This is a genomic window from Rhodococcus sp. NPDC127527 (assembly GCF_042672245.1).
Taxonomy (GTDB): domain Bacteria; phylum Actinomycetota; class Actinomycetes; order Mycobacteriales; family Mycobacteriaceae; genus Rhodococcus_G.
The window spans coordinates 515118-537893 of record NZ_JBHXVP010000003.1; the positions used below are offsets into that span (position 1 = coordinate 515118).

The window sequence follows — 22776 nt, forward strand, 5'->3', positions numbered from 1 at the left end:
CGGCCGTGTCACGCGCGCGGTGCCACCTCGGTGACCGAACCGAGTTCTTCGAATCCGAGCCGCGTCGCGAGCCGCCGCGCCGCGGTGTTGTCGGGGTGCGGGCTCCACTGCGGGATCAGTCCCTCGTCGATCGCGTCGTTCGTGCACAGGCGCCCCACGACCGAGCCATGTCCGCGTCGCCGTGCGCCTGGGACGGTGAGCACCCCGACCCGGGCGACGATGCCCTGCCATTCCGTGTACCCGGCTCCGGCGAGAGGGGTCTCGTCCTCGTCGAGCACGGTGAACCAATTGCGCCGGCTCGTCAGGTCGGCCTCCGCGACGTCGTCGGGCGGGCACAGGGCCTGCAGTGCGAGTACGTGCGGGAGGACGTGCGAGATCAGCGGGTTCTCGACGCCGATCTCGTCTCCCACCTCGGCGGCGTACGCCAGCAGTCGCGGGCCCGTGCACCGGCCGCCGTGCTCCTTGGTCATCTCGACGAGCGTCGCCCGCGTCGCGAGGGTGGCGTCGTCGACGCCGGCGGCTCGTTCGAGCAGCCAGTCGGGGCCGACCAGCGCGCTGGCGCCGCCGAGCCGGACGAATCGGATCGTGTCGGTGGCCGGCCGTATCGTTCGGGTGCCGGTGCGGCGCAGCGCGTCGTCCGGCAGGCCGAGTTCCCGGGACCAGGCGAGGGCGACGATGTCGAGTTGGTGCGAGTCCACACTGCGACGGTATCGGGCGCGCCCGGCCCTTGTCGCGCACTGTTCCGTACCGTATATTCCATCTGGACTAATTGGCTCGGGGTATGTCGGGGGTGGGTGCATGGCGGCTCAGTTGACACCCCTCGCGATCACGGTGCTGGCACTGCTCAACGAGCGCGACATGCATCCGTACGAGATGTACCAACTGCACGTGCAGCGGCGCGGTGACCGGCTCGTCAAGCTGCGTCCGGGCTCGCTTTATCACACGGTCGACCGGCTCGAACGCGACGGAATGGTGACGGTTGTCGGTACGCAGCGGGACGGGAATCGACCCGAACGCACTCTCTACGCCGTCACCGACGAGGGCCGGGCCGCGCTCAAGTCGCGGGTCGCCGAGCTGCTCGAGAAGTCCGTGCACGAGTTCCCGCAGTTCCCGCTCGCGCTGGCCGAGGCGCACAACTTGGACCAGGACACCGTCGTGGAATTGCTGCGCGGCCGGATCGCGTTGCAGGAGCAGGAACTCGACGAACTCGACTCGATCCGCGCCGTCCTCGTCGCAGCGGGGAAGCCGCGGGTGTTCTGGTTCGGTCTCGACTACCAGCGGACCGTGACACGGACCGAGCTCGACTGGCTGCGAGGCACCGTCGCCGAGATCGCCAGTGGCGAACTTCCCTGGCTCACACGAGAACTCCACCATCAGATGCTCATCCAACAGGCAAGGGGCTGACCGTGACCGAGATCGACCAGAGAGCCGCCATCAAGCAGTGGCCGGCGATGTGGGCGCTGTGCCTGGGGTTCTTCATGATCCTCGTCGACTCCACCATCGTCGCGGTCGCCAACCCCGCGATCATGGAGTCCCTGCACACCGACATCAACAGCGTCGTGTGGGTGACCAGTGCCTACCTGCTCGCCTACGCGGTGCCGCTGCTGGTCACCGGCCGGCTCGGCGACCGGTTCGGACCGAAGAACCTCTACCTCATCGGCCTGACCCTGTTCACCCTCGCGTCGCTGTGGTGCGGCCTCTCGGGCAGCATCGAGATGCTCATCGTCGCCCGCGTCTTCCAGGGCTTCGGCGCGGCGCTCATGACGCCGCAGACGATGGCCGTCATCACCCGAATCTTCCCGCCGGACAAGCGCGGAACCGCGATGGGGCTGTGGGGGGCCGTCGCGGGCGTGGCCACCCTGGTCGGGCCGCTGGCCGGCGGCGTCCTCGTCGACGGACTCGGCTGGCAGTGGATCTTCATCGTCAACGTCCCGGTCGGCGTGATCGCCTTCGCCGCCGCGATGCGGTACGTGCCGGCACTGGAGACGCACGCTCACCGCTTCGACATCCCCGGCGTCATCCTGAGCGCACTGGGCATGTTCTTCCTGGTGTTCGGACTGCAGGAGGGCAACACCTACAACTGGTCGGGGCGCGTGTGGCTGTGCATCGCCGCCGGTGTGCTCCTCCTCGTCGTCTTCGTCTGGTACCAGTCCTGGAACAAGAACGAGCCGCTGCTCCCGCTGGGGTTGTTCCGGGACCGCAACTTCTCGCTCGCCAACATCGCCATCACCTCGATGGGCTTCGCGATCACCGCGGTGGTGCTGCCGCTGATGTTCTACGCACAGGCGGTCCGCGGGCTCTCGCCGACCGGATCGGCGCTGCTGATGGTGCCGATGGCCGTGCTCACCGGCGCGCTGGCGCCGAACGTCGGCAAGCTGGTGGACCGAGTGCACCCGCGCTACATCGCCGCGCCCGGCTTCCTGATGCTCTCGATCGCGCTCGGTTGGCTCGCCGTGACGATGAAGCCCGACACCGCCATCTGGGAGCTGCTCCTGCCGATCGGGCTGATGGGTGTGGCGATGGCCTTCATCTGGTCGCCGCTCGCCGCGACCGCAACCCGGAACCTGCCGATGAACGCGGCCGGTGCGGGATCCGGCGTCTACAACACCACCCGTCAGGTCGGTGCGGTGCTCGGTAGTGCGGGCGTCGGCGCCCTGATCACCTCGCGGCTGACCGCCAACGGCGTGCCCGCCGGCGGCGGACCGGAGGCGGGCGGTTCGCTGCCGAGCTTCATCGTCGACGGGTTCAGCACCTCGATGGCCCAGGCGGTACTGCTGCCTGCCGCCGTGCTGTTGGTCGGATTCGTTGCCTCGCTGTGCTTCGCGCGTCCGGTCCGGGCGGGCGATCCGAGCCCGGCCGACGCGGCGCCCGAGGTGATCGAGGCCTGAGGGCCGCGCGGGTTCGGTTGTGGCAGGCTGACGCCATGACCGAACCCGTGAAGCCGACGCGGCTCGAACGAAGCACCACCGAGGCGGGTGCGCAGATCGCCGTTCTCACCTTCGCGCACGGGCCGCTGAACCTGTTCGACCAGGCCATGCTCGACGCGATCACGGCCGACCTGGACGCCCTCACCACGGAACCGCCGCGAGCGGTCCTGCTGCGCGCCGAGGGCAAGGTCGTTTCGGGCGGCGTGGACGTGCACGTCTTCGACGGCCTGTCCGCCGAGGCGGGCGCCGAACTGTGGCGCACCCTGTTCGCGGAGATCGTCCACCGGATCGAGGCGCTGCCCTGCCCGGTGGTGTACGCCGCGCACGGGCTGACCCTGACCGCCGCCTTCGAGATCGCGCTGGCCTGCGACCTCATCCTCGCTGCGCCGAGGGCGAAGTTCGGGCTGGTCGAGACGGTCGTCGGGCTGACGCCCTCGATGGGTGGGCCGCAGCGGTTGGCCGAACGGGCCGGCTCGGGGCGGGCCCGTGAGTTCGTGATGACGGGCGATCTCTACGACGCCGCGACGATGGCGGACTGGGGCGTGGTGAACGCCGTCCACGAGGACGTCGACACCGCCGCCAGGGCCCTCACCGCGCGGCTGGCCGACGGGCCCACCCGAGCGCACCACGCCACCAAACGAATCATCGAGGCCTGGCGCTCCGGCGGTGTCGCGCATGCGGATTCGATCACCCCGGAGGTGTCCGGGGCGCTGTTCGAGACCGACGACCTGCGCGGCGCGGTCCGCAGTTTCCTCGAGGTGGGCCCGGGGAAGGCCCGCTACTCCGGACGCTGAGGCGCCGGAACCGGACCGTGACCCAGGACACGTTCGAGCGCCTAGGGTGTGGTCATGTCTGATGAAGTCCTGGTCGAACGCAACGGCCGAATCCTGATCATCACCATCAACCGTCCCGAGGCCCGCAACGCGATCAACTCCGCGGTGAGCAACGGACTCGCCGCGGCCGTCGACGAGCTCGACGACGACGCGGACCTGTCCCTCGCCGTACTCACCGGCGCGGGCGGCAACTTCTGTGCGGGCATGGACCTCAAGGCCTTCGTCGCCGGGGAGAACGTGATCGCACCCGGCAAGGGCCTGGGCTTCACCGAGGCGCCGCCGCGCAAGCCGATCATCTCCGCCGTCGAGGGTTTCGCCCTGGCCGGCGGCACCGAGCTGGTGCTGGCCACCGATCTCGTGGTCGCGTCCAGCGAGGCGCGGTTCGGCATCCCCGAGGTCAAGCGCGGTCTGGCCGCGGGGGCCGGTGGGTTGCTCCGGCTGCCGCAACGGATCCCGTACCAGAAGGCGCTCGAACTCGCGCTCACCGGTGACAGCTTCACCGCCGAGGAGGCGTACCGGTACGGCTTCGTCAACCGGGTGACCGAACCGGGCAAGGCGCTCGACGGTGCGCTCGAGCTCGCCGAACGGATCACCGCCAACGGACCGCTCGCCGTCGCGGCGACCAAGGAGGTGATCGTCAGGTCCGCCGGCTGGTCCGCGGACGAGGCCTTCACCCGGCAGCTCGAAGTCCTGGGCCCGGTGTTCGTCTCGGCGGATGCCCGCGAGGGCGCCCGTGCCTTCGCGGAGAAGCGCGCGCCGGTCTGGAAGGGCCGCTAGTGCCGCGCCGGGGAGCCCTGCTGGCGGCGCCGGTGCTGCTGGTCGCCGGGCTCCTCGGCGGCTGTTCCGGCTCGGACTCGGGACCCGCGCCGGAGACCCCCGCGGACATCGCCGCCGACGGGTACGTCTACGGTGCGGCGCCGGTGACGCTGGCGCGGACCCGGGCGAGCATGACCTGTCTGCTGCCGCTCAATCAGCTCTACAGTCAGGCGCAACTGTCGGGGCCGGACTCGCGGACGGTGGTCGCCCCGAACGTCGACACGCTGTATTCGATTGCCTGGCTCGACCTTCGGTCGGGTCCGGTGCTGCTCACCCACCCGGACATGGGGGCGCGCTACTTCGGGTTCCAGTTTCTCGACATGTACACCAATGTGTTCGCCAACGTCGGCACCCGCGAGACCGGGGCCGGCGCCGGATCGAGGGTGATCGTTCCGCCCGGCTGGACCGGGCCCGCGCCCGAAGGGGCCGCGGTCATCGAGTCCCCGACGTGGGACGCGTGGATGATCGGCCGCACCCTGGTGGAGTCCGCGGCCGACCTGCCCGCCGCCCGGGCCGTGCAACAGCAGTACTCGATGCGGGTGCTCGGCGGGCCCGTCGCGGGTGCACCGCCGTCGTTGCCGCCGACCGACTGCGGCAACAACCCGGCGCCGCAGGCGCTCGCGGCGTCCGGGCCGGAGTTCTTCGACGAGCTGTCCGCAATTCTCGCCGCGGATCCGCCGCCCGCCGCGGACCGGCCGCTGCTCGATCGGATCGCGACGGTCGGGGTGACGCCGGGGGCGCACCCGTCGCAGGGTCCGGCCGCTCAGGTGGCGGCGCTGGCCACCGGCGTGGTGCGCGGCGACGCGGCGGTGACGGCACTGACGGCGAGACCCGCAGGCGAGGACGGGGCCTGGAGTTCGTTGCGCGCGGCGGGGCGCTACGGCACCGACTACCTGCTCCGTGCCCTGGTCGCGAGGATCGGCCTCGGCGCCAACGTGCCGGAGGAGTCGATGTACTACGTGGCTCGCTCCGGATCGGACGGCGGCGCGCTGCGTGGGGACCGCGGCTACCGGTTGCATTTCGCCGCCGACAGCCTGCCCCCGACCGATCCGCGCGGATTCTGGTCGGTCACCCTGTACGGACCGGACATGTTCTTCGTGCCGAATGCTCTCGGCCGGTACGCGATCGGGGACCGCACGCCGGGGCTGGTGCGCGGGCCCGACGGATCGCTCGACGTGTGGATCGGCGCGACACCGCCCCCGTCCGGACAGTCGAACTGGCTGCCCGCGCCCGCCGGGGAGTTCGTGCTCATGCTGCGGTCCTACCTGCCGACCGCACCGGACTGGACACCGCCCGAACCCGAGTTGAAGGAGTAGCAATGCCCACCCCGCTGGCCGAGTTGCACATGCACATCGAGGGCTCCCTCGAGCCCGAGCTCATTTTCGAGCTCGCGCAACGGAACAAGGTCGACCTGCCGTATCGAGACCTCGACGACCTGCGCTCGCGCTACGAGTTCACCGATCTGCAGTCGTTCCTCGACCTGTACTTCGCGAACATGACCGTGCTGCACACCGCACAGGACTTCGCGGACCTCGCCCGGGCCTACTTCGCCCGAGCGGCCGAGGGCGGCGTCCGGCACGCCGAGATCTTCTTCAACCCGCAGGCGCACACCGCTCGCGGGGTGCCGCTGCCCGCGGTGCTCGAGGGCCTGGCGGACGCCGTCCGGTCGAGCGAGTCCGAGTTCGGGGTGTCCAGCGACCTGATCGCCGCGGTGCTGCGCGACCGGCCGGTGCCCGAGGCCGAGGCGATGCTGGACGAGGTTCTGCGCCTCGAGGTGCCGGTGCTCGGCCTGGGGCTGGACTCCGCGGAGGCCGGCTATCCGCCGTCGCTGTTCGTGGACGTGTTCGAGCGGGCCCGCGCCAACGGGCTTCGCACCGTGGCGCACGCCGGCGAGGAGGGGCCGCCCGACTACATCCGGCAGGCGCTCGACCTCCTGCGGGTCGAGCGCATCGACCACGGGGTGCGCTGCCTCGAGGACGAGGAACTCGTCGCCCGGTTGGTCGAGGAGCAGGTGCCGTTGACGGTGTGTCCGCTGTCGAACGTGCGGTTGCGGGTGGTCGAGAACCTGGCACAGCACCCGCTGCGTCGGATGCTCGAGGCGGGTCTGCTGGTGACCGTCAACTCGGACGACCCCGCGTACTTCGGCGGCTACGTCGACGACAACTTCGCCCGCCTGCAGGCCGAGCTCGGGCTCACCGACGCCGAGCGGGAAACGCTGGCCCGCAACTCGATCCACGCCTCGTTCGCGAGCGACGAGCGCAAGGCCGAACTGCTCGGCGGGTAGCAGGCCGGGTCAGCGCACGAACCCGCTGCCCTGCACCCGGTGGGCCAGGGCGAGCAGGTCGAGGTCGCGTCCGGCGGGTCCGACCAGGCACAGCCCGGCCGGAATCTTGTCCGCGGTCTTCAGGGGCACCGTGGCCGTGGGCAGCCCGGCGACGGTCGCGATGGACAGCAGCATGCCGGTGCTGCGCATGGTGTTCGCGTACGTCTCGCCGCTGAGATCGCCGTCCGACTTGTCGGGGGCCTGCGTGGCGGTGGTCGGCAGCACCAGCACGTTGTCGCCGAGGTAACTCCGCACCGCCGAGGCCGCGGTGTCGAGTTGCGTGCGGGCGCGCTGGTAGGCCTCCTCGGACGTGCGGCTCGCGGTGGCGAAGTTCTCCCGGGCCTCGCCGCTGAGTCCGGACAGCGTGCCGGACAGGAAGTCGCCGTACCGCTTCCACGCCTCGTACCCGACGACGGTGGTGACGGCGTCGTACCAGTCCGGCAGAGCCGCGATGTCGAAGTCACGGTCGGTCAGGGTGGGGAGATCCGACGTGCGCCACGAGGCCAGTGCCGTTTTGGTCGCGGCGAGCGCGCCGCCGGTGGCGATCGCGTTCACGCCGGGAGCAGTGACGGCGGCGGTGAGTTCGCGCGCCGGCGTCCGCGGAACCGAGGCGGTGACCGCCTTGTCGAGGTCGGCGATGTTCGCCGCGACCCAGCCGACCGTGTCGAGTGTCGGACTCAGCGGCAGCAGGCCCGCGGTGGGCACCGCGCCCCTGCTCGCGACGAAGCCGAACAGCCCCTGGTAGGCCGCGGGGATCCGGACCGATCCGCCGGTGTCGGCGCCCAACCCGATCGACGCCTCGCTGCCGGCCACCGCGGCCGCGGCCCCGGACGTCGAGCCGCCCGGCAGTCGTTCCTCGGACACGACATTGGGCGGCGTCCCATAGTGGTCGTTGACGCCCGAGTGGCCGTAGCCGAGGTCGTCGGTCTGCGCCAGCCCCGCGACCGCGGCACCCGCACCGAGCAGCCGAGCCACCGCCTCCGCGTTGCCTGCCTCGGCCTGAGCCTGGGCGAGCCACTGCGGACTGCCCGCCCCGATCTTCTGACCGGCGACCGCGAACAGGTCGGTCACGGCCACCGTCAGACCGTCCAGGGCGCCGGAACCCGTCGAGGGGACCAGCGGCGCGCCCTGCACCCGCCACGTCGCCTTCTGCGCCGGGGTGGGGGTGGTGGGTGTGCCGCCGGGCAGCGGGGGTACACCGGGGTTGGTTGCCTCGCTGCATCCGGCGAGCAGGGCGGCGCCTGCCACGCCCACCGCGAGGAAGCGTCGACGACTCAGATCGGCCATCACGTCAGGCTAGGCGGAGCGGAACAGGTGATGCGGGTGACTCGCCGTGTGGGACGGGCTATCCCAGAACCTGGCGCAGGTAGTCGTTGTCGAACACCCGCTGCGGGTCGTACTTGTCGCGGACCGCGCAGAACTCGTCGAAATGGGTGTAGGTGGGGCGCAGATCCGCGGCGGCCCGCGAGTGCATCTTGCCCCAGTGCGGGCGGCCGTCGACGGCACGCGCGATCGCCTCGACCGCGTCGAAGTACTCGTGATGGTCGCGCCGGTGGTACTGGTGCACGGCGATGTAGGCGGTGTCGCGGCCGTTCGCCGTCGACATCCAGATGTCGTCGGCCGCGGCGAAGCGGACCTCGACCGGGAAGGCGACCCGGAACTCCGAACGGGCGAACCAGGATTCGATCTCGCGCAGCACCTCGGGCAGGGTCTCGGCGGGTACCGCGTACTCCATTTCGCGGAACTTCACGCGGCGCGGGGAAGCGAACACCTCGTAGCTGCGATCGGTGAACTCGCGGGCCGAGAGCGCGCGAGAGGAGAGGTTGTTGATCTGCGGGATGGCACCGGGGAACCGGGTGGCGACGCGGTTGATGCCCTCGAACAGGGTGTTGGAGAGCAGTTCGTCGTCGACGTAGGCGCGGACCTTGCCGATCGGGTTGACCGGGGTGTCGGCGGGCAGTCGGGTGTTGCGCTTGGTCAGCACCCGGTCGGTGTGCGGGAACCAGAAGAACTCGAAGTGGTCGACGCCCTCGACGTCCTCGTCGAGCCGAGCCATCGTGTCGCTGAGCAGCGCGGGGGACTCGACCGCCCGCATCGTGTACGCGGACTCGCAGTGCAGCGTGATCTTGGAGATGACGCCGATCGCGCCGAGTCCGAGGCGGGCGGCATTGAAGAGGTCGGGATTGTCGTCCGCGGAGCAGCTGGTCACGCTGCCGTCGGCGAGCACCAGCTCGAGTGCGCGAATCTGGGTCGCCAGGCCGCCGAACTTCGCGCCGGTGCCGTGGGTGCCGGTCGAAATCGCGCCGGCGAGGGACTGGACGTCGATGTCGCCGAGGTTGGTCATCGCGAGACCGAGATCCCACAGTTTGGGATTTAGTTCGTGCAATCGGGTGCCGGCGAAAGCGGTTACGAGTGCGCCGGACGGCTCGACGGGGACAACGGATTCGATGCCGGACAGGTTGTCGAGGCTGATCATCACGCCGTCGGTGGCGGCGGCCGGCGTGAACGAGTGTCCGCCGCCGACGCACTTGACGTGCAGGCCTTCCGCTGCGGCTCGGGTGATCTCGGCACTGAGCTCGGCCACGCTCGCAGGCGTCGCGAAGCGGCGGGGGCTGGCGCTGGCGCTGTGAGCCCAGTTGTGCCAGGTCTTCGAATCCATGTTGACACTATTCACCTGGACGGCCGTCCAGGTCAACACCCTTACGCAAGTCCGGCTCCGGCGTTCTAATATCGTCGAATGCTGAATCGGCTTCCCGCGGACGAACGTCGCGCGCAACTCGTGGAGTCGGCGATGGGCATTGCGGAGAGGGGCGGCATCAGCTCCGTCACCATCCGTGCCGTCGCCGAGGACGCGGGGGTCTCCCTCGGAGTGGTCCACTACTGCTTCGACAGCAAGGAAGCGCTGGTCGCTGCGATGGGCGAGGCGATCGTCCTGCAGCTCAGCGCCGCGCTCCGGTACGCCTTCGGCACGGCGCAGGGCGAGGGTGACCAGAGCGGTCTTCGCGGGCTTCGTGAGGTGCTCCACAGCGGTCTGTCCAACATGTGGCCGATCATCGAGGCCACCCCGGACCGTCAGCTGCTGACGTACGAGATCACCGCCTACGGGCTGCGGCAGCAGGCGGCAGGCGCGGAGCTGGCCGGCGCCATCGCGGCGAAGCAGTACCACACGATGGACGACGAGGCGACGGCGTTTCTCGCGGAGACCGCGCGTTACACGGGAACGAAGTGGACCGAGCCGGTGGCGGACATCGCCCGGTTCTGCCTCGCGATCATCGACGGCATCGTGCTGCGCTGGCTCGTCGATCGCGACGGCGAGGCGGTGATCGCGCAGCTCGACGACGCGGTGCAGATGATCGCGATGAAGGCGGTCGAAACGAGCCCCACCCAGTCCTGACATGGACACTCGTCCAATTGGATGGTTGACTCCCGTTCTGTGACCACCACCTCGGAACGACTGGATGCCATGGCCGGTGAATCGGCGACCCGCGAGCGACTCGACGCGGCGACACGCCAGCTCGATCCGCCGCTGGCCGCGGTCGACCTGCCGGCCCTGCGGGCCAACGTCGCGGACCTGGCCCGGCGGGCGGGCGGCACACCGGTTCGCGTCGCCAGCAAGTCGGTGCGCAGTCGGGCGGTGCTGGAAGAGGCGCTCGGCTCCGGGCTGACCGGGCGCGGCGGCTTCCGTGGCGTCATGTCCTACTCGCTGGGCGAGGCGATCTGGCTCGTCCGTGCCGGCGCCCGCGACGTGCTCATGGGCTACCCCGTCACCGACCGCGGCGCCCTCGCCGAACTGGCCTCGGACCCACTGCTGCTGGAGTCGATCACCCTCATGATCGACTGCCCCGAACATCTGGACGTGGTGCATGCGGCGGCGGGCAGTTCCGCGGTGCCGGCGCGGGTCTGCCTGGACGTCGACGCCTCGCTGCGGATCGGGCCGGTCCACCTCGGCGTGCGCCGCTCGCCCCTGCGTACCCCCGAGGCCGCCGCGGCGGTGGCGCGCGCGGCGAAGCGGCGAGGATTCTCCGTGGTCGGAGTGATGTTCTACGAGGCGCAGATCGCCGGACTGCCGGACAGCAGCGCGGCGGTCCGGCTCGTCAAGCGCGCGTCCGCGGCGGAGTTGTCCACCCGTCGCGGGCAGGTGGTCGACGCGGTCACCGAGGTTGCCGGCACCCTCGAGATCGTCAACAGCGGGGGCACGGGCTCGCTGGAGGTCAGCTCCGCCGACCGCGTGGTCACCGAGGTCACCGCCGGCTCCGGGTTGTTCGTGCCGACGCTCTTCGACCGCTACCGTTCGTTCACGCCCCGGCCGGCGATGTTCTTCGCGCTGTCGGCGGTCCGGCGGCCGACCCCGAAGATCGCGACCCTGTTCTCCGGCGGCTACATCGCGTCCGGTCCCGCCGGTGCCTCCCGGGTGCCTACCCCGGTCTGGCCGGCCGGACTGAAGTTGCTCCGCAACGAGGGAGCGGGCGAGGTGCAGACCCCGGTCACCGGACTCGCGGCGGGCGCACTGCGGATCGGCGACCGCGTCTGGTTCCGGCACGCCAAGGCGGGCGAGTTGTGCGAGCGGTTCACCGAACTGCACCTCGTCGACGCCGACGGCACCCGGACCACCGTGCCCACCTACCGGGGTGAGGGCCAGTGCTTCGGCTGATCGGCCGTTAGTCCCGGAACCCGGTCACCGCGTCGAGTCGTGCATCCGCATGAACGCGCCCAGTTCGGCCAGCCCGGCAGGGGTGGTCGGCAGGTAGTGCGTCAGCATGGGGGAGCGCACGATCACCGCGCGCCACTTGCCGCGGGAGACGGCCACGTTCAACCGGTTCCGGGACAGCAGGAACCCCATGCCGCGTGGCACGTCGTCCGCGGACGACGCGGTCATCGACACGAACACCACCGCGGCCTCGCGGCCCTGGAACTTGTCGACGGTGCCGACCAGGACCTCGCCCAGGCCCGCCTCGGCCAGCGTCTCGCGGATCAGCGACACCTGCGCGTTGTAGGGCGCGACCACGAGGACGTCGGACTGATCGAGGGGGCGCGGGGCCTCGCCGGCCGCGGGGATCCACGGCGTGCCGATCAGTGCGGTCGCCTGCGCGGTGATCGCGAGCGCCTCCTCGATCGACGACGTCGAGTTCCCGACGTGGTCCACGGGCAGGGTCCACACGCCGGGGTCGACCCCGGCCAGGTCGCGGCCGGTGGTCACCGACTCCTTGGCGTGCAGCCGGCCCTCGTAGGACAGGTCCGACACCGACGCGCACACCGCGGGGTGCATCCGCCACGTGACGTCTAGGAAGTAGCCGAGTTCCGGCGGCAGCGCGCCGTGCCCGTCGGCCAGCCAGCCGAGCGCGGAGGTATCCACCGGCTCCGGGTGGATGCCCTGACTGACCTGCGGCAGCTGCTGCGGGTCGCCGAGCAGTAGCAGGTTCCGTGCCGATATCCCGACGGCGACGGTGTTGGCCAGCGAGAACTGCCCGGCCTCGTCGACGACGAGCAGGTCGAGGCTGCCCGGCGGAACCCGGTCGGAATGCGCGAAATCCCATGCGGTGCCGCCGATCACGCAGCCGGCGTCGTCATGTTCGGTGAGGAACGCGGGCAGACCGGACGCGTCGACCTTCGTCCACTGCGGGTCCGCGGCCAGCCCGGAGCCGGGCTTCTTCGCCACCTGCTCACCCGGCACGCCGGACCGGACCACCGCATCGAGCATGTTCTCGACCACCGAATGCGACTGCGCGACAACGCCGATCCGCCAGCCGTGCCGGGTGACCAGCTCCGCGACGACGGCCGCACCGGTGTGCGTCTTACCGGTGCCGGGCGGGCCCTGTACCGCCAGGTACGAGTCGTCGAGGTCCAGCAGCGCCGCGACGATCGCCGGGGCGCGGTGATCGGGGTCGGCGACCGGCAGCGGGTTGCCGGAGCGCGTGCGCGGCGGGATCCGGCGCAGGATGTCCACGGCCGCGGTGCCCGGCATCGACGGCAGCACCGCGGCCGCCGCGGCGGCCTGCGCTGCGATCGCGGTCTCGATGTTCTTGGTGGGCACCGGGCGACCCGGGGCGAGCGCCATCGGCACGCTGTCGTGCGGGTCGGCGCCCTGCAGTTCCTCGACCACCACCACGTCGCGCGTGCCGTCGGGACCGGCCTCGGACTCGAGCGCGACGACGGTGACCCCGACGGTTCCGCGGGTTGCCGCGTCCTCGCTGCCGATCCCGGTCGCCGCGTCGTACAGGGCGAATGGCTGGTCGCCGACCCGGACCGTCGACCCGGAACCCCACCTGCCGACGAGCCGGACCTTCCGGCGCAGTTTGCGCTGCCGCGGGGTGCTCTTGTGCCAGTCCTCGGTGACCGTGACCGACTCGGGGACGAACACGTCCGCACCGTCGGCCCACTCGTCCACCGGTGCGACGAGCCGGGCGAAGTGCGCCCACCAGAACGGTTTCCGCTCCCGGCGGTGGTAGCCGAGCGCGGCCGCCAGCAGCGCCGCCGCCTGCTGGTCGGCGGACCGCTTGCCTGCCAGGGCGTCCCCGACGTAGGCGCGCAGCGCCAGCTCCGTCGGGTCCGGCTGTTCGATCTCGGTCGCGATTACCTGTTGCACCGGATGCGGCCGGACTCCGCGGTCGCCGGCCAGCCCGAGCAGCCAATCCCGCAGTCGCAGCGTGGACAGGCAGTCGTACTCGTTGTAATCGGCGATCCCCTGCAGCAGGGCGGCGGCCTCGGTGTCGCGGCCGGCGCCCAGCAGGTCGCAGTAGTCGGCGTACGCGACGATGGACGCGGCGGCATCGGTGACGTCGCCGCCGCGCAGTCGGTCGCCCATGTACAGCGGTTCGAGTTTCTTGATCGAGTACGACGGTGCCCCGACCCGGACGGAACCCCGCACCACCGGGTACAGGTCCACCAGGACGTTCTCGCGCAGCAGCGCGTCCACCGTCTCCTCGCCGGCGCCGTACCGGCCGGCGAGGCGCAGCAGCGCGGTCTTCTCGTACGCCGCGTAGTGGTAGACGTGCATGTGCGGGAAGCGTTTCCGGCGCTCGGTGACGTAGTCGAGGAAGTCGAGCAGGGCCCGGCGTTCCTGCTCGCGGTCGTGCGCCCAGAACGGACGGAACGTGCCGTCCACCTCCATCACCCCGAACAGGTACTCGAGACCCCAGTCGGAGGATCCGCCCTCCGCCCACAGTGGATCGCCCTCGAAGTCGAAGAAGATGTCGCCGGGGTCCGGAGCTGGGATCCCGGCGAGGGCCTCGCCGCCGCCGATCACCTCGAACACCGGTGTGCGAGTTTGCGCCTGGCGTACCTGGGCGGCGGCCTGCGCACGCAGCGACTCGAAGGTCCGCGCGCTCATGCCCTCGACCGGGCAGTCGGCGGCGGCGAGCGCGTCGATCGTGGTGACGCCCGCGCGGATCAGCTGGTCCCGCTGCGTGGACCGCAGCCCGGCGACGAGGATCAGGTCGTGGCTGCGTTCCACCTCGGGGGAGCAGTCGGCGCAGCGTCCGCAGCCCCGCACCTCTCCCCACGACACGGGTACACCGGCGTTGCGGTGCCCGTCGAGCAGTCGCACCAGGGCGTCGCGACGCTGCCGGAACACCGGGGCGATGTCGGCGAGCGGGTACGACACCGTGCTGTCGTCGCCGAGGATCAGGCTCGCGGTCGGCGCGGTCGCGATGCCGTCGGCGGCGAGCGCGTCTGCGTAGGCCGCCAGTTGCAGCAGCGCCGGGACCCGGGCGTGCCGGGAGAGCTTCGTGTCGACGACCCGGTACCCGTCCTCCTCGCGGACGAGGAAGTCGCAGAACCCGAGGAACCGGCCGTCGAAGAAGGTGCCCTGGTAGATGACGTCGGCGCCCGCCCGTGCGGCCGCGACCGTCGCCAGGTTCGCACGGGTCAGGTCCTCGTGGTCGAGGTCCGGACGGTCGATGGCGACGACGCCCGCGCCGAAGCGCTCCCGGAACCCGTCCAGCCGGCGTCGTTCGTGCGCGTCACCCAGGCTGGACGTGCGAGCCAGCATCGGGTCGGGCGCGTCCACCTGCGGCCTGTCGAGCCGGCCGAGCTTCACGTCGAGCCGCCGCAGCAGCGCGTATTCGCAGTCCGCGGCCTGGGACAGGTCGCTGGCGCTGTGCACGATCACGTTGTCGAGGAGGAACACGGACCCGACTATCGCAGACGGCCCCGACATAATTGGGTGGTGCCGTTCTTCACCGGGACCTCCGGGCAGGTCCACTACCGCCACTGGCCGTGCCCCGACGGCGTCGCCGGACTGGTGTTCCTGCCCGGGATGGGGCAGCACAGCGGTCACTACCATCGCTTCGCGCGGGCACTGGGCGCCGAGCACATCGAGACGTGGGCGCTCGACCACGTGGGTCACGGGCTGAGCGAGGGCGAGCCCGGCAATCCCGGACCCGTCGCCGATCTTGCCGCCAACGCCCTGCAGCTCACCGCCATCGCCGAAGGTGAGCGTCCCGGCCTACCGCTGGCGATCATGGGCCACTCGCTCGGTGCGGCCACGGCGATCGCTGCCCTTGCGAAGCAGCCGGATCGCTTCGCCGCCGTTGTCCTGTGCGGGCTGCCGCGTGCGGCTGCCGCGAATCTCGGTGCCGTCGACGGCGTTCGGGTGCCGATCCTCGTCGTACACGGCGTCGACGACCGCCTCGCCCCGCTCGAGGGTGCCCGGTCCTGGACGGCCGGGGTGCCGGCCGCCGACCTCCGTGAGTACGAGGACGCGGGCCACGATCTGCTGCACGAACCGGTGCACCGCAGGGTCACGTCCGACGTCGCCGCGTTCATCCGCGATGGCATTCGATCATGACACCGGGCGGGCACCTCGAATCCGGCTAGCTGCGGCCGCCGCAACCCCAGGACAGACCGGCTGCCTGCTGTGCGGCCGTCAGGAGCGCGGCCAGCATCGCGTCGGTGAGTTCGGGATCGTCGAGGGGCAGGCATCCCAGTAGTGCAACGGGTTTCGCAGCCGCACTCGACACCGTCGTGCCGTGTGCGAACCCGGCCTCCTCGATGCCCAGCACCGGCAGCGCCACCGCCCACGCGTCGGGGCCGAATGCGACGACCGCCCGTACCCAGGGCCGCAGCTCGTCCCACTCGGCGGCCGGATCGGCAACGATACGGGCGCCGAACAACTTCTGGCCGACGTCGTCGTGGCCGCCGGGCGTCGCGGCGACGCCGGCCACGTGCAGCGCGCGCAGCAGTCGCGGCTCGCCGGCCGCCGAGGTGTCGACCAGCAGCAGCTTGGGAAATGTGTCGCCGTGTGCGGGCACAATCGTCGCCATGACCGCCATTGAACCCGATCCCGTCGTTCTCGACGCCGCCCGCACCGCGCGGCGGGTGGTGGTGTTCTCCGGTGCGGGCATGTCCGCCGAGTCGGGGGTCCCGACGTTTCGGGACGCGCTGACCGGGCTGTGGGAGCGGTTCGACCCCGCGGAGCTGGCCACGCCGGAGGCGTGGGAACGGGATCCGGCGCTGGTGTGGGCGTGGTACGAGTGGCGGGCGGCGTTGGTGCGGCGCGCCCAGCCGAACGCGGGCCACCGTGCCCTCGCGGACTGGGCCACGCGCACCGAAATCACGGTGCTGACCCAGAACGTCGACGACCTGCACGAGCGGGCCGGGTCGGCAGTGGCGGCACACCTGCACGGCAGCCTCTACGCGCCACGCTGCAGTCTGTGCGGCCGGCCCGCGGACCTCGACGACGCTCGCTTCGACGAGCTGGATCACGAACCCGCGGAACGGATCACGCCACCGGTGTGCGAATCGTGCGGCGCCGCGGTGCGTCCGGGCGCGGTATGGTTCGGCGAGGAACTGCCCGCCGTGGCGTGGCAAACGTCCGTGGACGCGGTCGAGAACTGCGACCTGCTGTTCGTCGTCGGCACCTCCGCGGTGGTGTACCCGGCGGCGGAACTGCCGCTGCGGGCTGTTCGGGCCGGTGCGGCCGTCGTCGAGATCAACCCGGAGCCGACGGATCTGAGCGCCGCGGTGACCCATTCGTGGCGGGCCACCGCGGCGCAGGCGCTGCCGGTGCTGGCGGCGGCCGGGTCTGGATCGACAGCGTCGTGATCACCGTCGACACGTCCCTTCAGAGCTGGTAGAGACTGCCTGGTCGATTTCGGTCGGCTGGGACCGGGACTTGGTCCATACTCTGCCGGTGCCGTTCTTCGATGGGGCCTCCGGGCAGGTCCACTACCGACACTGGCCGTGCCCTGACCCCGTGGTCGGCATGGTGTTCCTGCACGGCCTGGGCCAGCACAGTGGGCACTATCACCGGTTCGCGCGGGCGCTCGGCGAGCGAAGCGTCGAGGTCTGGGCACTCGACCACGTGGGGCACGGCCTCACCGAGGGTGAGCTCGGTGACTACGGACCGCTGGCCGAGCTCGGCGAGAATGCGTTGCGCCTGGCAGACATCGCGGCCGTGGATCGTCCCGGCCTCGACCTGGTGGTGATGGGGCATTCGCTCGGCGCGGCGGCGACCGTTGCCGCGTTGACCGCCGACCCGGGCAGGTTCGTGGCGGCGGTGCTGTGCGGTATCCCGCGGCAGACGGCGTCCGACCCCGCCGCGGTCGACGAGGTGCGCGCACCGATTCTGGTGGTGCACGGCGTGGACGACCGGCGCGCCGCGGTGGACGGCGCGCGCGAGTTCGTGGACCGCGTTCCCGGTGCGCAGCTGCGTGAGTATCCCGACGCCGGACACGATCTGCTGCACGAACCGGTGCAGCGGACGGTGATCGGTGACGTCGCCGAGTTCGTCCTTCGTACTACCGTTGCCGGATGACGCCGGACCAGTACCTGAACCTGCTGCGGACCGAGGGACTGCGGCTCGCCGCGATGCCCGCCGACGCCCTGAGCGCGCCGGTGCCCACCGTGCCGGGCTGGACGCTCGAGCGGGTGCTGCGGCACACCGGCAAGGTGCACCGATGGGTCCGTGCAACCCTGGCCGCCGGCCCGGATGCGCAACTCGACGGCGCGGCCGGGATCGAGTCACTCCCGCACGGCCCCGACTGCCTGCCCGCCTACCGGGAGGCCCTCGACGGTCTGCTCGCCGAGCTGGTGGCCCACGACGTCGAGCGCGCGGCGCCGACCTTCGCCGGTCCGGGCACGATCCGGTTCTGGATGCGTCGACAGGCGCACGAGGTGGCCGTCCACCGAGTGGACGCGGCCGATGCGGTGCACGCGGCGGGCGGTGCGGCGCCGGAGCCCGTCGACGCCGAGGGCGCGGCCGACGGTGTCGACGAGTGGGCCCGGCTGATGCTCACCCGAGCCCTGCCCACCGTGCCGCATACGTTGCACGGCAGCAGTGTTCACCTGCACGGCACCGACACACCGGATGCCGAGTGGGTGCTGCGGTTCACGCCCCACGGCGTGCAGGTCGAGTCCGGCCACGCCGGTGCGGACGTCGCGGTGCTGGGCAGTGCCGAGGAGTTGCTGCTGGCGATGTGGCGGCGCAGGCCGCTGGCCGCGCTCGAGATGTCCGGCGACGTGTCGGTCGCGCAGCAACTGGTCGACGCCGCGAGGATCTGACAGCTAGTCGACGCTCACGTGCACGGTGTCCCATCCGGTGGCGCCGTCCGGGACGGGGTCGGCGACCTCACCGGTCTGCACACTGCCGGCGCCGTCGACCGCACGTACCCGCAGGGTGTGCTCGCCCGCCGGTGCGTTCCAGTTCCACACCCACTGCCGCCAGCAGTCGTTCGAGTACTCGGTGGCGAGGGTGGCGGGCGACCAGGCGCCGTCGTCGACCTGAACCTCCACCGCAGAGACCCCGCGGTGCTGCGCCCAGGCGACCCCCGCGACCGCAGTCTGTCCGGTGGGCACCCGCGTCCGGTCTCGGGGGACGTCGATGCGGGAGGCGGTCTTGATCGGACCGCGCGCCGCCCAGCCGCGTCGCGTCCAGTACGCCTGGGCGAGGTCGAAGCGAGTCAGCTCGAGGTCGACCACCCACTTGGTCGCCGAGACGTAGCCGTACAGGCCCGGGACCACCAGCCGCGCCGGGTAGCCGTGTTCGAGCGGCAGCGGCTCGCCATTCATGGCGACCGCGACCATCGCGTCCCGGCCGTCGGTCAGCGCGGCCGTCGGGCTGCCGGCGGTGAACCCGTCCACGCTGGTCGACAGCAGCATGTCGGCGTCCGCGTGCACCCCGGCCTCGGCGAGCAGGGCCGCGAGGGGATACCCGATCCACACGGCATTGCCGGCGAGACCGCCGCCGACCGGATTCGACACGCAGGTCAGGGTCACCATGCGTTCGACCGAGGCGCGGGCGGTCAGGGCGGCGTAGTCGAGGGTGATCTCGCGGTCCACCATTCCGTGGATCCGCAGCCGCCAGTCGTCCGTGGTCAACGAGGGCACACGCAGGGCCGTGTCGACGCGGTAGAAGTCGTGATTCGGGGTGATCAGCGGCGTGATCCCGGGAACCGGCAGTTCGACGCCTGCGGGCAGCGCCGGCGCCGGGGAGGTCGCGGTCGGCACCCGGAAGGCGGCCCGGTTCTCGGCGACCACACGGCGACCCTCCGCGAGCATCCGGCCGAGGAGACCGGACGCCGCGGCCACCGCGGCGGCGGTCAACGCCAGGGTGAGGAAGCGTCGGCGGGGGATGCCGACGGAGCTGCCGACGCCGCTCGGTTCCAGGGCGCCGGTGAGGGCGCGGAGCGTGAACACCCCGGCGGCGACGCCGGCGACGGTCGGGAGCGCCCACGTCCAGTCGGCGCCCGGCCGGGTCAGCGATGCCGTCACCCCGACGATTCCGAGCACGACCAGAACGGCGCTGCCGGCCGGCCTGGTACGCCGCTCGAGGATTCCCGCCGTGACCGCGACCAGCGCGATCACCACGGCCATCCCGGTGAACAGGGCGGTCTTGTCCGAGGTGGAGAAGGTGGCGATCGCCCACTCCCGGACGCCCTGCGGGGTGGCGTCCACGACGGCGGAGCCGACCGCGTAGAAGGGCGAGGCGTCCGCGGCGATCGGCACCGACACCAGTTCCCCGACTGCGAGGGTGACCCCGGCGGCGAGAAGTCCGGCCAGCGCGCGGGCGCCCCGGCCGGACCCTGTGCCCGGGGGTGGTTCGACGGCGGAACGCATGGCCGCCGGGTGGTCGGACGTTACGTCGCGACGACCAGGTCGCTCGAACCCAGTGCGGTCGCGATCTGGTTGAGGAATGCCACTGTCGGGTCGTACACCAACATCGAGTCTCCTTCTCTCACTGCAGAAATGAATGGTGGAAACGAACGGGGCGTTCTCCCGACCAGGTCGAGAGAACGCCCCATTAATTCACATCGGTGGCCGATTCAGGAGTAGATCGCCTCGATCGCGGTGCCGAACGATTCGTGGATGACATTGCGCTTGAGCTTGAGAGTCGGGGTCAGTTCGCCGGTCTCGACGGTGAAGTCCACGTCCAGGATCCGGTACTTCTTGATCTGCTCCGGGTTCGAGACCTTCTTGTTGCCCTCGGCGACCGCGGCGTCGATCTCCGCGACCAGGTCCGGGTGCTTGACGACCTCGGCCACCGCGAGGTCGGCCGCGACACCGTTGCGTTCCTTCCAGCCGGGCAGTGCCTCCTGGTCGATGGTGATCAGGGCGCCGATGAACGGCTTCGCGTCGCCGACCACGAGGCACTGGCTGATCAGGGCGTGAGCGCGCAGGGCGTCCTCGAGCACCGCGGGGGCGACGTTCTTGCCGCCGGCGGTGACGATGATCTCCTTCTTGCGGCCGGTGATAGAGACGAAGCCCTCGGAGTCGATCGAGCCGAGGTCGCCGGTATGGAACCAGCCGTCCCGAATCGAGTCCGCGGTGGCCGCGTCGTTGTGCCAGTAGCCGGAGAACACGACGGGACCCTTGACGAGCAGTTCGCCGTCGTCGGCGATCTTGGCGGCGTGGCCGTTGATCGGCTTGCCGACCGTGCCGACCTTCTGGTCCTCGGTGGTGTTGACGGTGATCGCGGCGCTGGTCTCGGTGAGGCCGTAGCCCTCGTAGACCGGAATGCCGACGCCACGGAAGAAGTGGCCGAGGCGCGCGCCGAGCGCCGCGCCGCCGGAGACCGCGCGGTCGCACTCGCCGCCGAGTGCGGCACGCAGCTTCGAGTACACGAGCTTGTCGAAGAGGGCGTGCTTGAGCTTGAGCCCGAGGCCCGGGCCGCCGGCCTCGAGCGCCTCGCTGTAGGCGATCGCGGTGTCCGCCGCCTTGCCGAAGATCTTGCCCTTGCCGCCGTCCTCGGCCTTCTGCTTGGCGGAGTTGTAGACCTTCTCGAACACGCGGGGGACCGAGAGGATGAAGTTCGGCTTGAACACCGCGAACTGGTCGAGCAGCGTGCCGATGTCGGAGGTGTGGCCGACGGTCACCTTGTTGTCGAACGCGCCGAACGAGATCGCGCGCGCGAACACGTGCGCCAGCGGCAGGAACATCAGGGTGCTGCGGCCCTCGTACATCGCGTCGGCGAGAGCGATCTTGACGGACTGGGATTCCGCGCTGAAGTTGGAGTGGGTCAGCTGGACGCCCTTCGGGCGGCCCGTGGTACCGGAGGTGTAGATGAGGGTGGCCGCCGACGCGGCGCCCACCTGCCCGCGGCGCTCGTCCAGTTCCTCGTCGGTGATGCTGGCGCCGCGGGAGGTGAGCTCCTCGATGGCGCCCGCCTCGATCTGCAGCATCTCGCGCAGCGCGGGTGCGGCCTCGGCGACGTCCTTGACGGTGGCCGCGTGCTTGGCGGTCTCGACGACGAGCAGGGAGGTGGCGGAGTCCTCGAGGATCCACTGCGCCTGGTCGGCGGAGGACGTCTCGTAGATGGCGACGGTGCAGCCGCCCGCGGTCCAGATCGCGTAGTCGAGCACTACCCACTCGTACCGGGTGGCGGAGAGGATCGCGACCCGGTCGCCGAGGCCGATGTCGGAGGCCATCAGGCCCTTGGCGACGGCCCTGACCTGGGTCGCGAACTCGGCGGCGGTCACGTCGACCCAGGCGCCGCCGACCAACTTCTTGAAGGGCACGTGCTGCGGGCATTCCTTCTCGAACCGGAACACCGTGTCGGCCATCGAGATGTCTTCCGGGATGGAAAACGACGCCGGAACTTCGTACTCTCGCACTTGGACCCCTCCAGGAACTGCTGACATTACGGGTGTGCATTGGATCACATTCGGTGCCCGGATGCACTCCCGACGATTGTCCGGATTGACTGGATCGCCTCGGGATCCGTCAATTTGTCTGTAACTCGAAGTCTCGTGAACTGCGTGTTCGCTGCTGTCGCCGGGACGGCCATGAGGCCAACATCACTTCTCGAGCACCGTCGTCACCTCCTGATCGGTGAGTTGGTGGAAGTCCCGGTACGCCCCGCCGACGCCCCCGAGCCACCGCGGCACCAGGGGGCAGACGACCTCGTCCGCCTCCGTCCGGACCCGCTCGACCGCCTCCTCGGAGGACACCGGGACGGCCACCACCACCTTGGCCGCGCCCGCGGCCCGCGCCACCCGGCACGCGACCGCGGCGGTCGCACCGGTGGCCATACCGTCGTCCACGATCACCACCACCCGCCCGGTGACGGGCGTCCGCGGCCGGTCCCCGCGCAGCAGTCGCACCCGCCGGCCGAGCTCGCGGTTCTCCCTCGACTCGACGGCCGCGAGCGCCAGCGGGGTGATGCCGGTCTGCGCGATCACGTCGTCGTTGAGAACGCGCACGTGGTCCTCGCCGACCGCGCCCATCGCCAACTCCGGCTGCCAGGGGACGCCGAGCTTGCGGACGACGATGACGTCGAGGTCGCCGTCCAGTGCGGCCGCGACCTCGGCCGCTACCGGGACACCGCCACGAGGGAGCCCGAGCACTAGGGGTTTCGTGTCGCGCAGGTGCTCGAGCGACGTGGCCAGCGCGCGACCGGCGATGGCGCGAGTGGCGTACAGCATCCTGATTCGAACCTACGCCG

Annotated in this window: 19 protein-coding genes and 1 pseudogene; 12 read left to right on the forward strand and 8 right to left on the reverse strand. The window is 71.0% G+C overall.

Features of this window, described 5'->3' with window-relative positions:
* Window positions 1-8: 8 nt before the first annotated feature.
* Window positions 9-698: a GNAT family N-acetyltransferase gene (locus tag ACFVH2_RS08315; protein ID WP_378420003.1), complete on the reverse strand. Its 690-nt coding sequence runs from the start codon at window positions 696-698 to the stop codon at window positions 9-11.
* Between the two features lie 100 nt (window positions 699-798).
* On the opposite strand from ACFVH2_RS08315, the gene ACFVH2_RS08320 reads away from it, so the two are divergent.
* From ACFVH2_RS08320 to ACFVH2_RS08345, 6 genes are read left to right on the forward strand one after another with little or no spacing between them, the layout of a single operon-like run.
* Complete coding sequence (locus ACFVH2_RS08320; RefSeq protein ID WP_378420002.1) at window positions 799-1404, forward strand: PadR family transcriptional regulator; 606 nt, start codon at window positions 799-801, stop codon at window positions 1402-1404.
* Between the two features lie 47 nt (window positions 1405-1451).
* Window positions 1452-2888 (forward strand): DHA2 family efflux MFS transporter permease subunit, encoded by a 1437-nt coding sequence (locus tag ACFVH2_RS08325; protein WP_378420491.1) that lies wholly within the window; start codon window positions 1452-1454, stop codon window positions 2886-2888.
* Window positions 2889-2923: 35 nt separating this feature from the next.
* The gene (locus ACFVH2_RS08330; protein ID WP_378420001.1) at window positions 2924-3721 is read left to right on the forward strand and encodes an enoyl-CoA hydratase/isomerase family protein; all 798 of its coding nucleotides are present in this window, start codon (window positions 2924-2926) and stop codon (window positions 3719-3721) included.
* A gap of 54 nt (window positions 3722-3775) precedes the next feature.
* The gene (locus tag ACFVH2_RS08335; protein WP_378420000.1) at window positions 3776-4537 is read left to right on the forward strand and encodes a crotonase/enoyl-CoA hydratase family protein; all 762 of its coding nucleotides are present in this window, start codon (window positions 3776-3778) and stop codon (window positions 4535-4537) included.
* Window positions 4537-5892, forward strand: coding sequence for a DUF1254 domain-containing protein (locus tag ACFVH2_RS08340; protein WP_378419999.1), 1356 nt, complete (start codon window positions 4537-4539; stop codon window positions 5890-5892). Before ACFVH2_RS08335 ends, ACFVH2_RS08340 begins: the two co-directional genes overlap by 1 nt.
* Window positions 5893-5894: 2 nt before the next feature.
* A complete protein-coding gene (locus ACFVH2_RS08345; RefSeq protein ID WP_378419998.1) occupies window positions 5895-6860 on the forward strand; it encodes an adenosine deaminase in 966 nt (321 codons plus the stop codon).
* Window positions 6861-6869: 9 nt separating this feature from the next.
* On the opposite strand, the gene ACFVH2_RS08350 is transcribed toward ACFVH2_RS08345, so the two are convergent.
* Together ACFVH2_RS08350 and ACFVH2_RS08355 are read right to left on the reverse strand one after the other, a co-directional pair.
* Entirely contained in the window at window positions 6870-8186 is a 1317-nt protein-coding gene (locus tag ACFVH2_RS08350; RefSeq protein ID WP_378419997.1) for an amidase family protein, read from the reverse strand.
* A gap of 58 nt (window positions 8187-8244) precedes the next feature.
* Window positions 8245-9558 (reverse strand): D-arabinono-1,4-lactone oxidase, encoded by a 1314-nt coding sequence (locus ACFVH2_RS08355; protein ID WP_378419996.1) that lies wholly within the window; start codon window positions 9556-9558, stop codon window positions 8245-8247.
* 78 nt (window positions 9559-9636) lie between these two features.
* Between ACFVH2_RS08355 and ACFVH2_RS08360 the strand changes: the two genes are divergently transcribed.
* Window positions 9637-10293, forward strand: a complete 657-nt coding sequence (locus ACFVH2_RS08360) for a TetR/AcrR family transcriptional regulator (RefSeq protein WP_378419995.1) — start codon at window positions 9637-9639, stop codon at window positions 10291-10293.
* Window positions 10294-10362: 69 nt separating this feature from the next.
* A complete protein-coding gene (locus tag ACFVH2_RS08365) occupies window positions 10363-11550 on the forward strand; it encodes an amino acid deaminase/aldolase (protein ID WP_378420489.1) in 1188 nt (395 codons plus the stop codon).
* A 24-nt stretch (window positions 11551-11574) separates the two neighbouring features.
* Here ACFVH2_RS08365 and ACFVH2_RS08370 read toward each other — a convergent pair whose 3' ends face one another.
* Complete coding sequence (locus tag ACFVH2_RS08370) at window positions 11575-15024, reverse strand: TM0106 family RecB-like putative nuclease (protein WP_378419994.1); 3450 nt, start codon at window positions 15022-15024, stop codon at window positions 11575-11577.
* A 39-nt stretch (window positions 15025-15063) separates the two neighbouring features.
* On the opposite strand from ACFVH2_RS08370, the gene ACFVH2_RS08375 reads away from it, so the two are divergent.
* Window positions 15064-15684, forward strand: coding sequence for an alpha/beta hydrolase (locus tag ACFVH2_RS08375; protein ID WP_378419993.1), 621 nt, complete (start codon window positions 15064-15066; stop codon window positions 15682-15684).
* Between the two features lie 25 nt (window positions 15685-15709).
* Here ACFVH2_RS08375 and ACFVH2_RS08380 read toward each other — a convergent pair whose 3' ends face one another.
* Entirely contained in the window at window positions 15710-16159 is a 450-nt protein-coding gene (locus ACFVH2_RS08380) for a hypothetical protein (protein ID WP_378419992.1), read from the reverse strand.
* On the opposite strand from ACFVH2_RS08380, the gene ACFVH2_RS08385 reads away from it, so the two are divergent.
* The 3 genes and pseudogenes from ACFVH2_RS08385 (at window position 16158) to ACFVH2_RS08395 (ending at window position 18398) form a co-directional block, all read left to right on the forward strand.
* The gene (locus tag ACFVH2_RS08385; RefSeq protein ID WP_378419991.1) at window positions 16158-16940 is read left to right on the forward strand and encodes an NAD-dependent deacetylase; all 783 of its coding nucleotides are present in this window, start codon (window positions 16158-16160) and stop codon (window positions 16938-16940) included. The genes ACFVH2_RS08380 and ACFVH2_RS08385 overlap by 2 nt on opposite strands.
* A 160-nt stretch (window positions 16941-17100) precedes the next feature.
* Window positions 17101-17529 (forward strand): annotated as a pseudogene (locus tag ACFVH2_RS08390) (alpha/beta hydrolase); the annotation flags it as partial.
* A 119-nt stretch (window positions 17530-17648) separates the two neighbouring features.
* A complete protein-coding gene (locus tag ACFVH2_RS08395; protein WP_378419990.1) occupies window positions 17649-18398 on the forward strand; it encodes a maleylpyruvate isomerase N-terminal domain-containing protein in 750 nt (249 codons plus the stop codon).
* A 3-nt stretch (window positions 18399-18401) separates the two neighbouring features.
* Here the strand turns inward: ACFVH2_RS08395 and ACFVH2_RS08400 are convergent, their stop codons facing one another.
* The 3 genes from ACFVH2_RS08400 to ACFVH2_RS08410 all read right to left on the reverse strand — a co-directional run bounded on the left by ACFVH2_RS08400 (window position 18402) and on the right by ACFVH2_RS08410 (window position 22756).
* A complete protein-coding gene (locus ACFVH2_RS08400) occupies window positions 18402-19952 on the reverse strand; it encodes a molybdopterin-dependent oxidoreductase (RefSeq protein WP_378419989.1) in 1551 nt (516 codons plus the stop codon).
* 206 nt (window positions 19953-20158) lie between these two features.
* The gene (locus tag ACFVH2_RS08405) at window positions 20159-21946 is read right to left on the reverse strand and encodes an AMP-dependent synthetase/ligase (protein ID WP_378419988.1); all 1788 of its coding nucleotides are present in this window, start codon (window positions 21944-21946) and stop codon (window positions 20159-20161) included.
* 183 nt (window positions 21947-22129) lie between these two features.
* A complete protein-coding gene (locus tag ACFVH2_RS08410; protein ID WP_378419987.1) occupies window positions 22130-22756 on the reverse strand; it encodes a phosphoribosyltransferase in 627 nt (208 codons plus the stop codon).
* Window positions 22757-22776 lie beyond the last annotated feature (20 nt).

Coding starts and splice junctions, on each gene's coding strand:
- ACFVH2_RS08400 (WP_378419989.1), bottom strand. CDS start 19,952: ATGCGTTCCGCCGTCGAACCACCCCCGGGCACAGGGTCCGGCCGGGGC.
- ACFVH2_RS08355 (WP_378419996.1), bottom strand. CDS start 9,558: ATGGATTCGAAGACCTGGCACAACTGGGCTCACAGCGCCAGCGCCAGC.
- ACFVH2_RS08335 (WP_378420000.1), top strand. CDS start 3,776: ATGTCTGATGAAGTCCTGGTCGAACGCAACGGCCGAATCCTGATCATC.
- ACFVH2_RS08320 (WP_378420002.1), top strand. CDS start 799: ATGGCGGCTCAGTTGACACCCCTCGCGATCACGGTGCTGGCACTGCTC.
- ACFVH2_RS08395 (WP_378419990.1), top strand. CDS start 17,649: ATGACGCCGGACCAGTACCTGAACCTGCTGCGGACCGAGGGACTGCGG.
- ACFVH2_RS08380 (WP_378419992.1), bottom strand. CDS start 16,159: ATGGCGACGATTGTGCCCGCACACGGCGACACATTTCCCAAGCTGCTG.
- ACFVH2_RS08365 (WP_378420489.1), top strand. CDS start 10,363: ATGGCCGGTGAATCGGCGACCCGCGAGCGACTCGACGCGGCGACACGC.
- ACFVH2_RS08360 (WP_378419995.1), top strand. CDS start 9,637: ATGCTGAATCGGCTTCCCGCGGACGAACGTCGCGCGCAACTCGTGGAG.
- ACFVH2_RS08345 (WP_378419998.1), top strand. CDS start 5,895: ATGCCCACCCCGCTGGCCGAGTTGCACATGCACATCGAGGGCTCCCTC.
- ACFVH2_RS08330 (WP_378420001.1), top strand. CDS start 2,924: ATGACCGAACCCGTGAAGCCGACGCGGCTCGAACGAAGCACCACCGAG.
- ACFVH2_RS08350 (WP_378419997.1), bottom strand. CDS start 8,186: ATGGCCGATCTGAGTCGTCGACGCTTCCTCGCGGTGGGCGTGGCAGGC.
- ACFVH2_RS08410 (WP_378419987.1), bottom strand. CDS start 22,756: ATGCTGTACGCCACTCGCGCCATCGCCGGTCGCGCGCTGGCCACGTCG.
- ACFVH2_RS08325 (WP_378420491.1), top strand. CDS start 1,452: ATGTGGGCGCTGTGCCTGGGGTTCTTCATGATCCTCGTCGACTCCACC.
- ACFVH2_RS08385 (WP_378419991.1), top strand. CDS start 16,158: ATGACCGCCATTGAACCCGATCCCGTCGTTCTCGACGCCGCCCGCACC.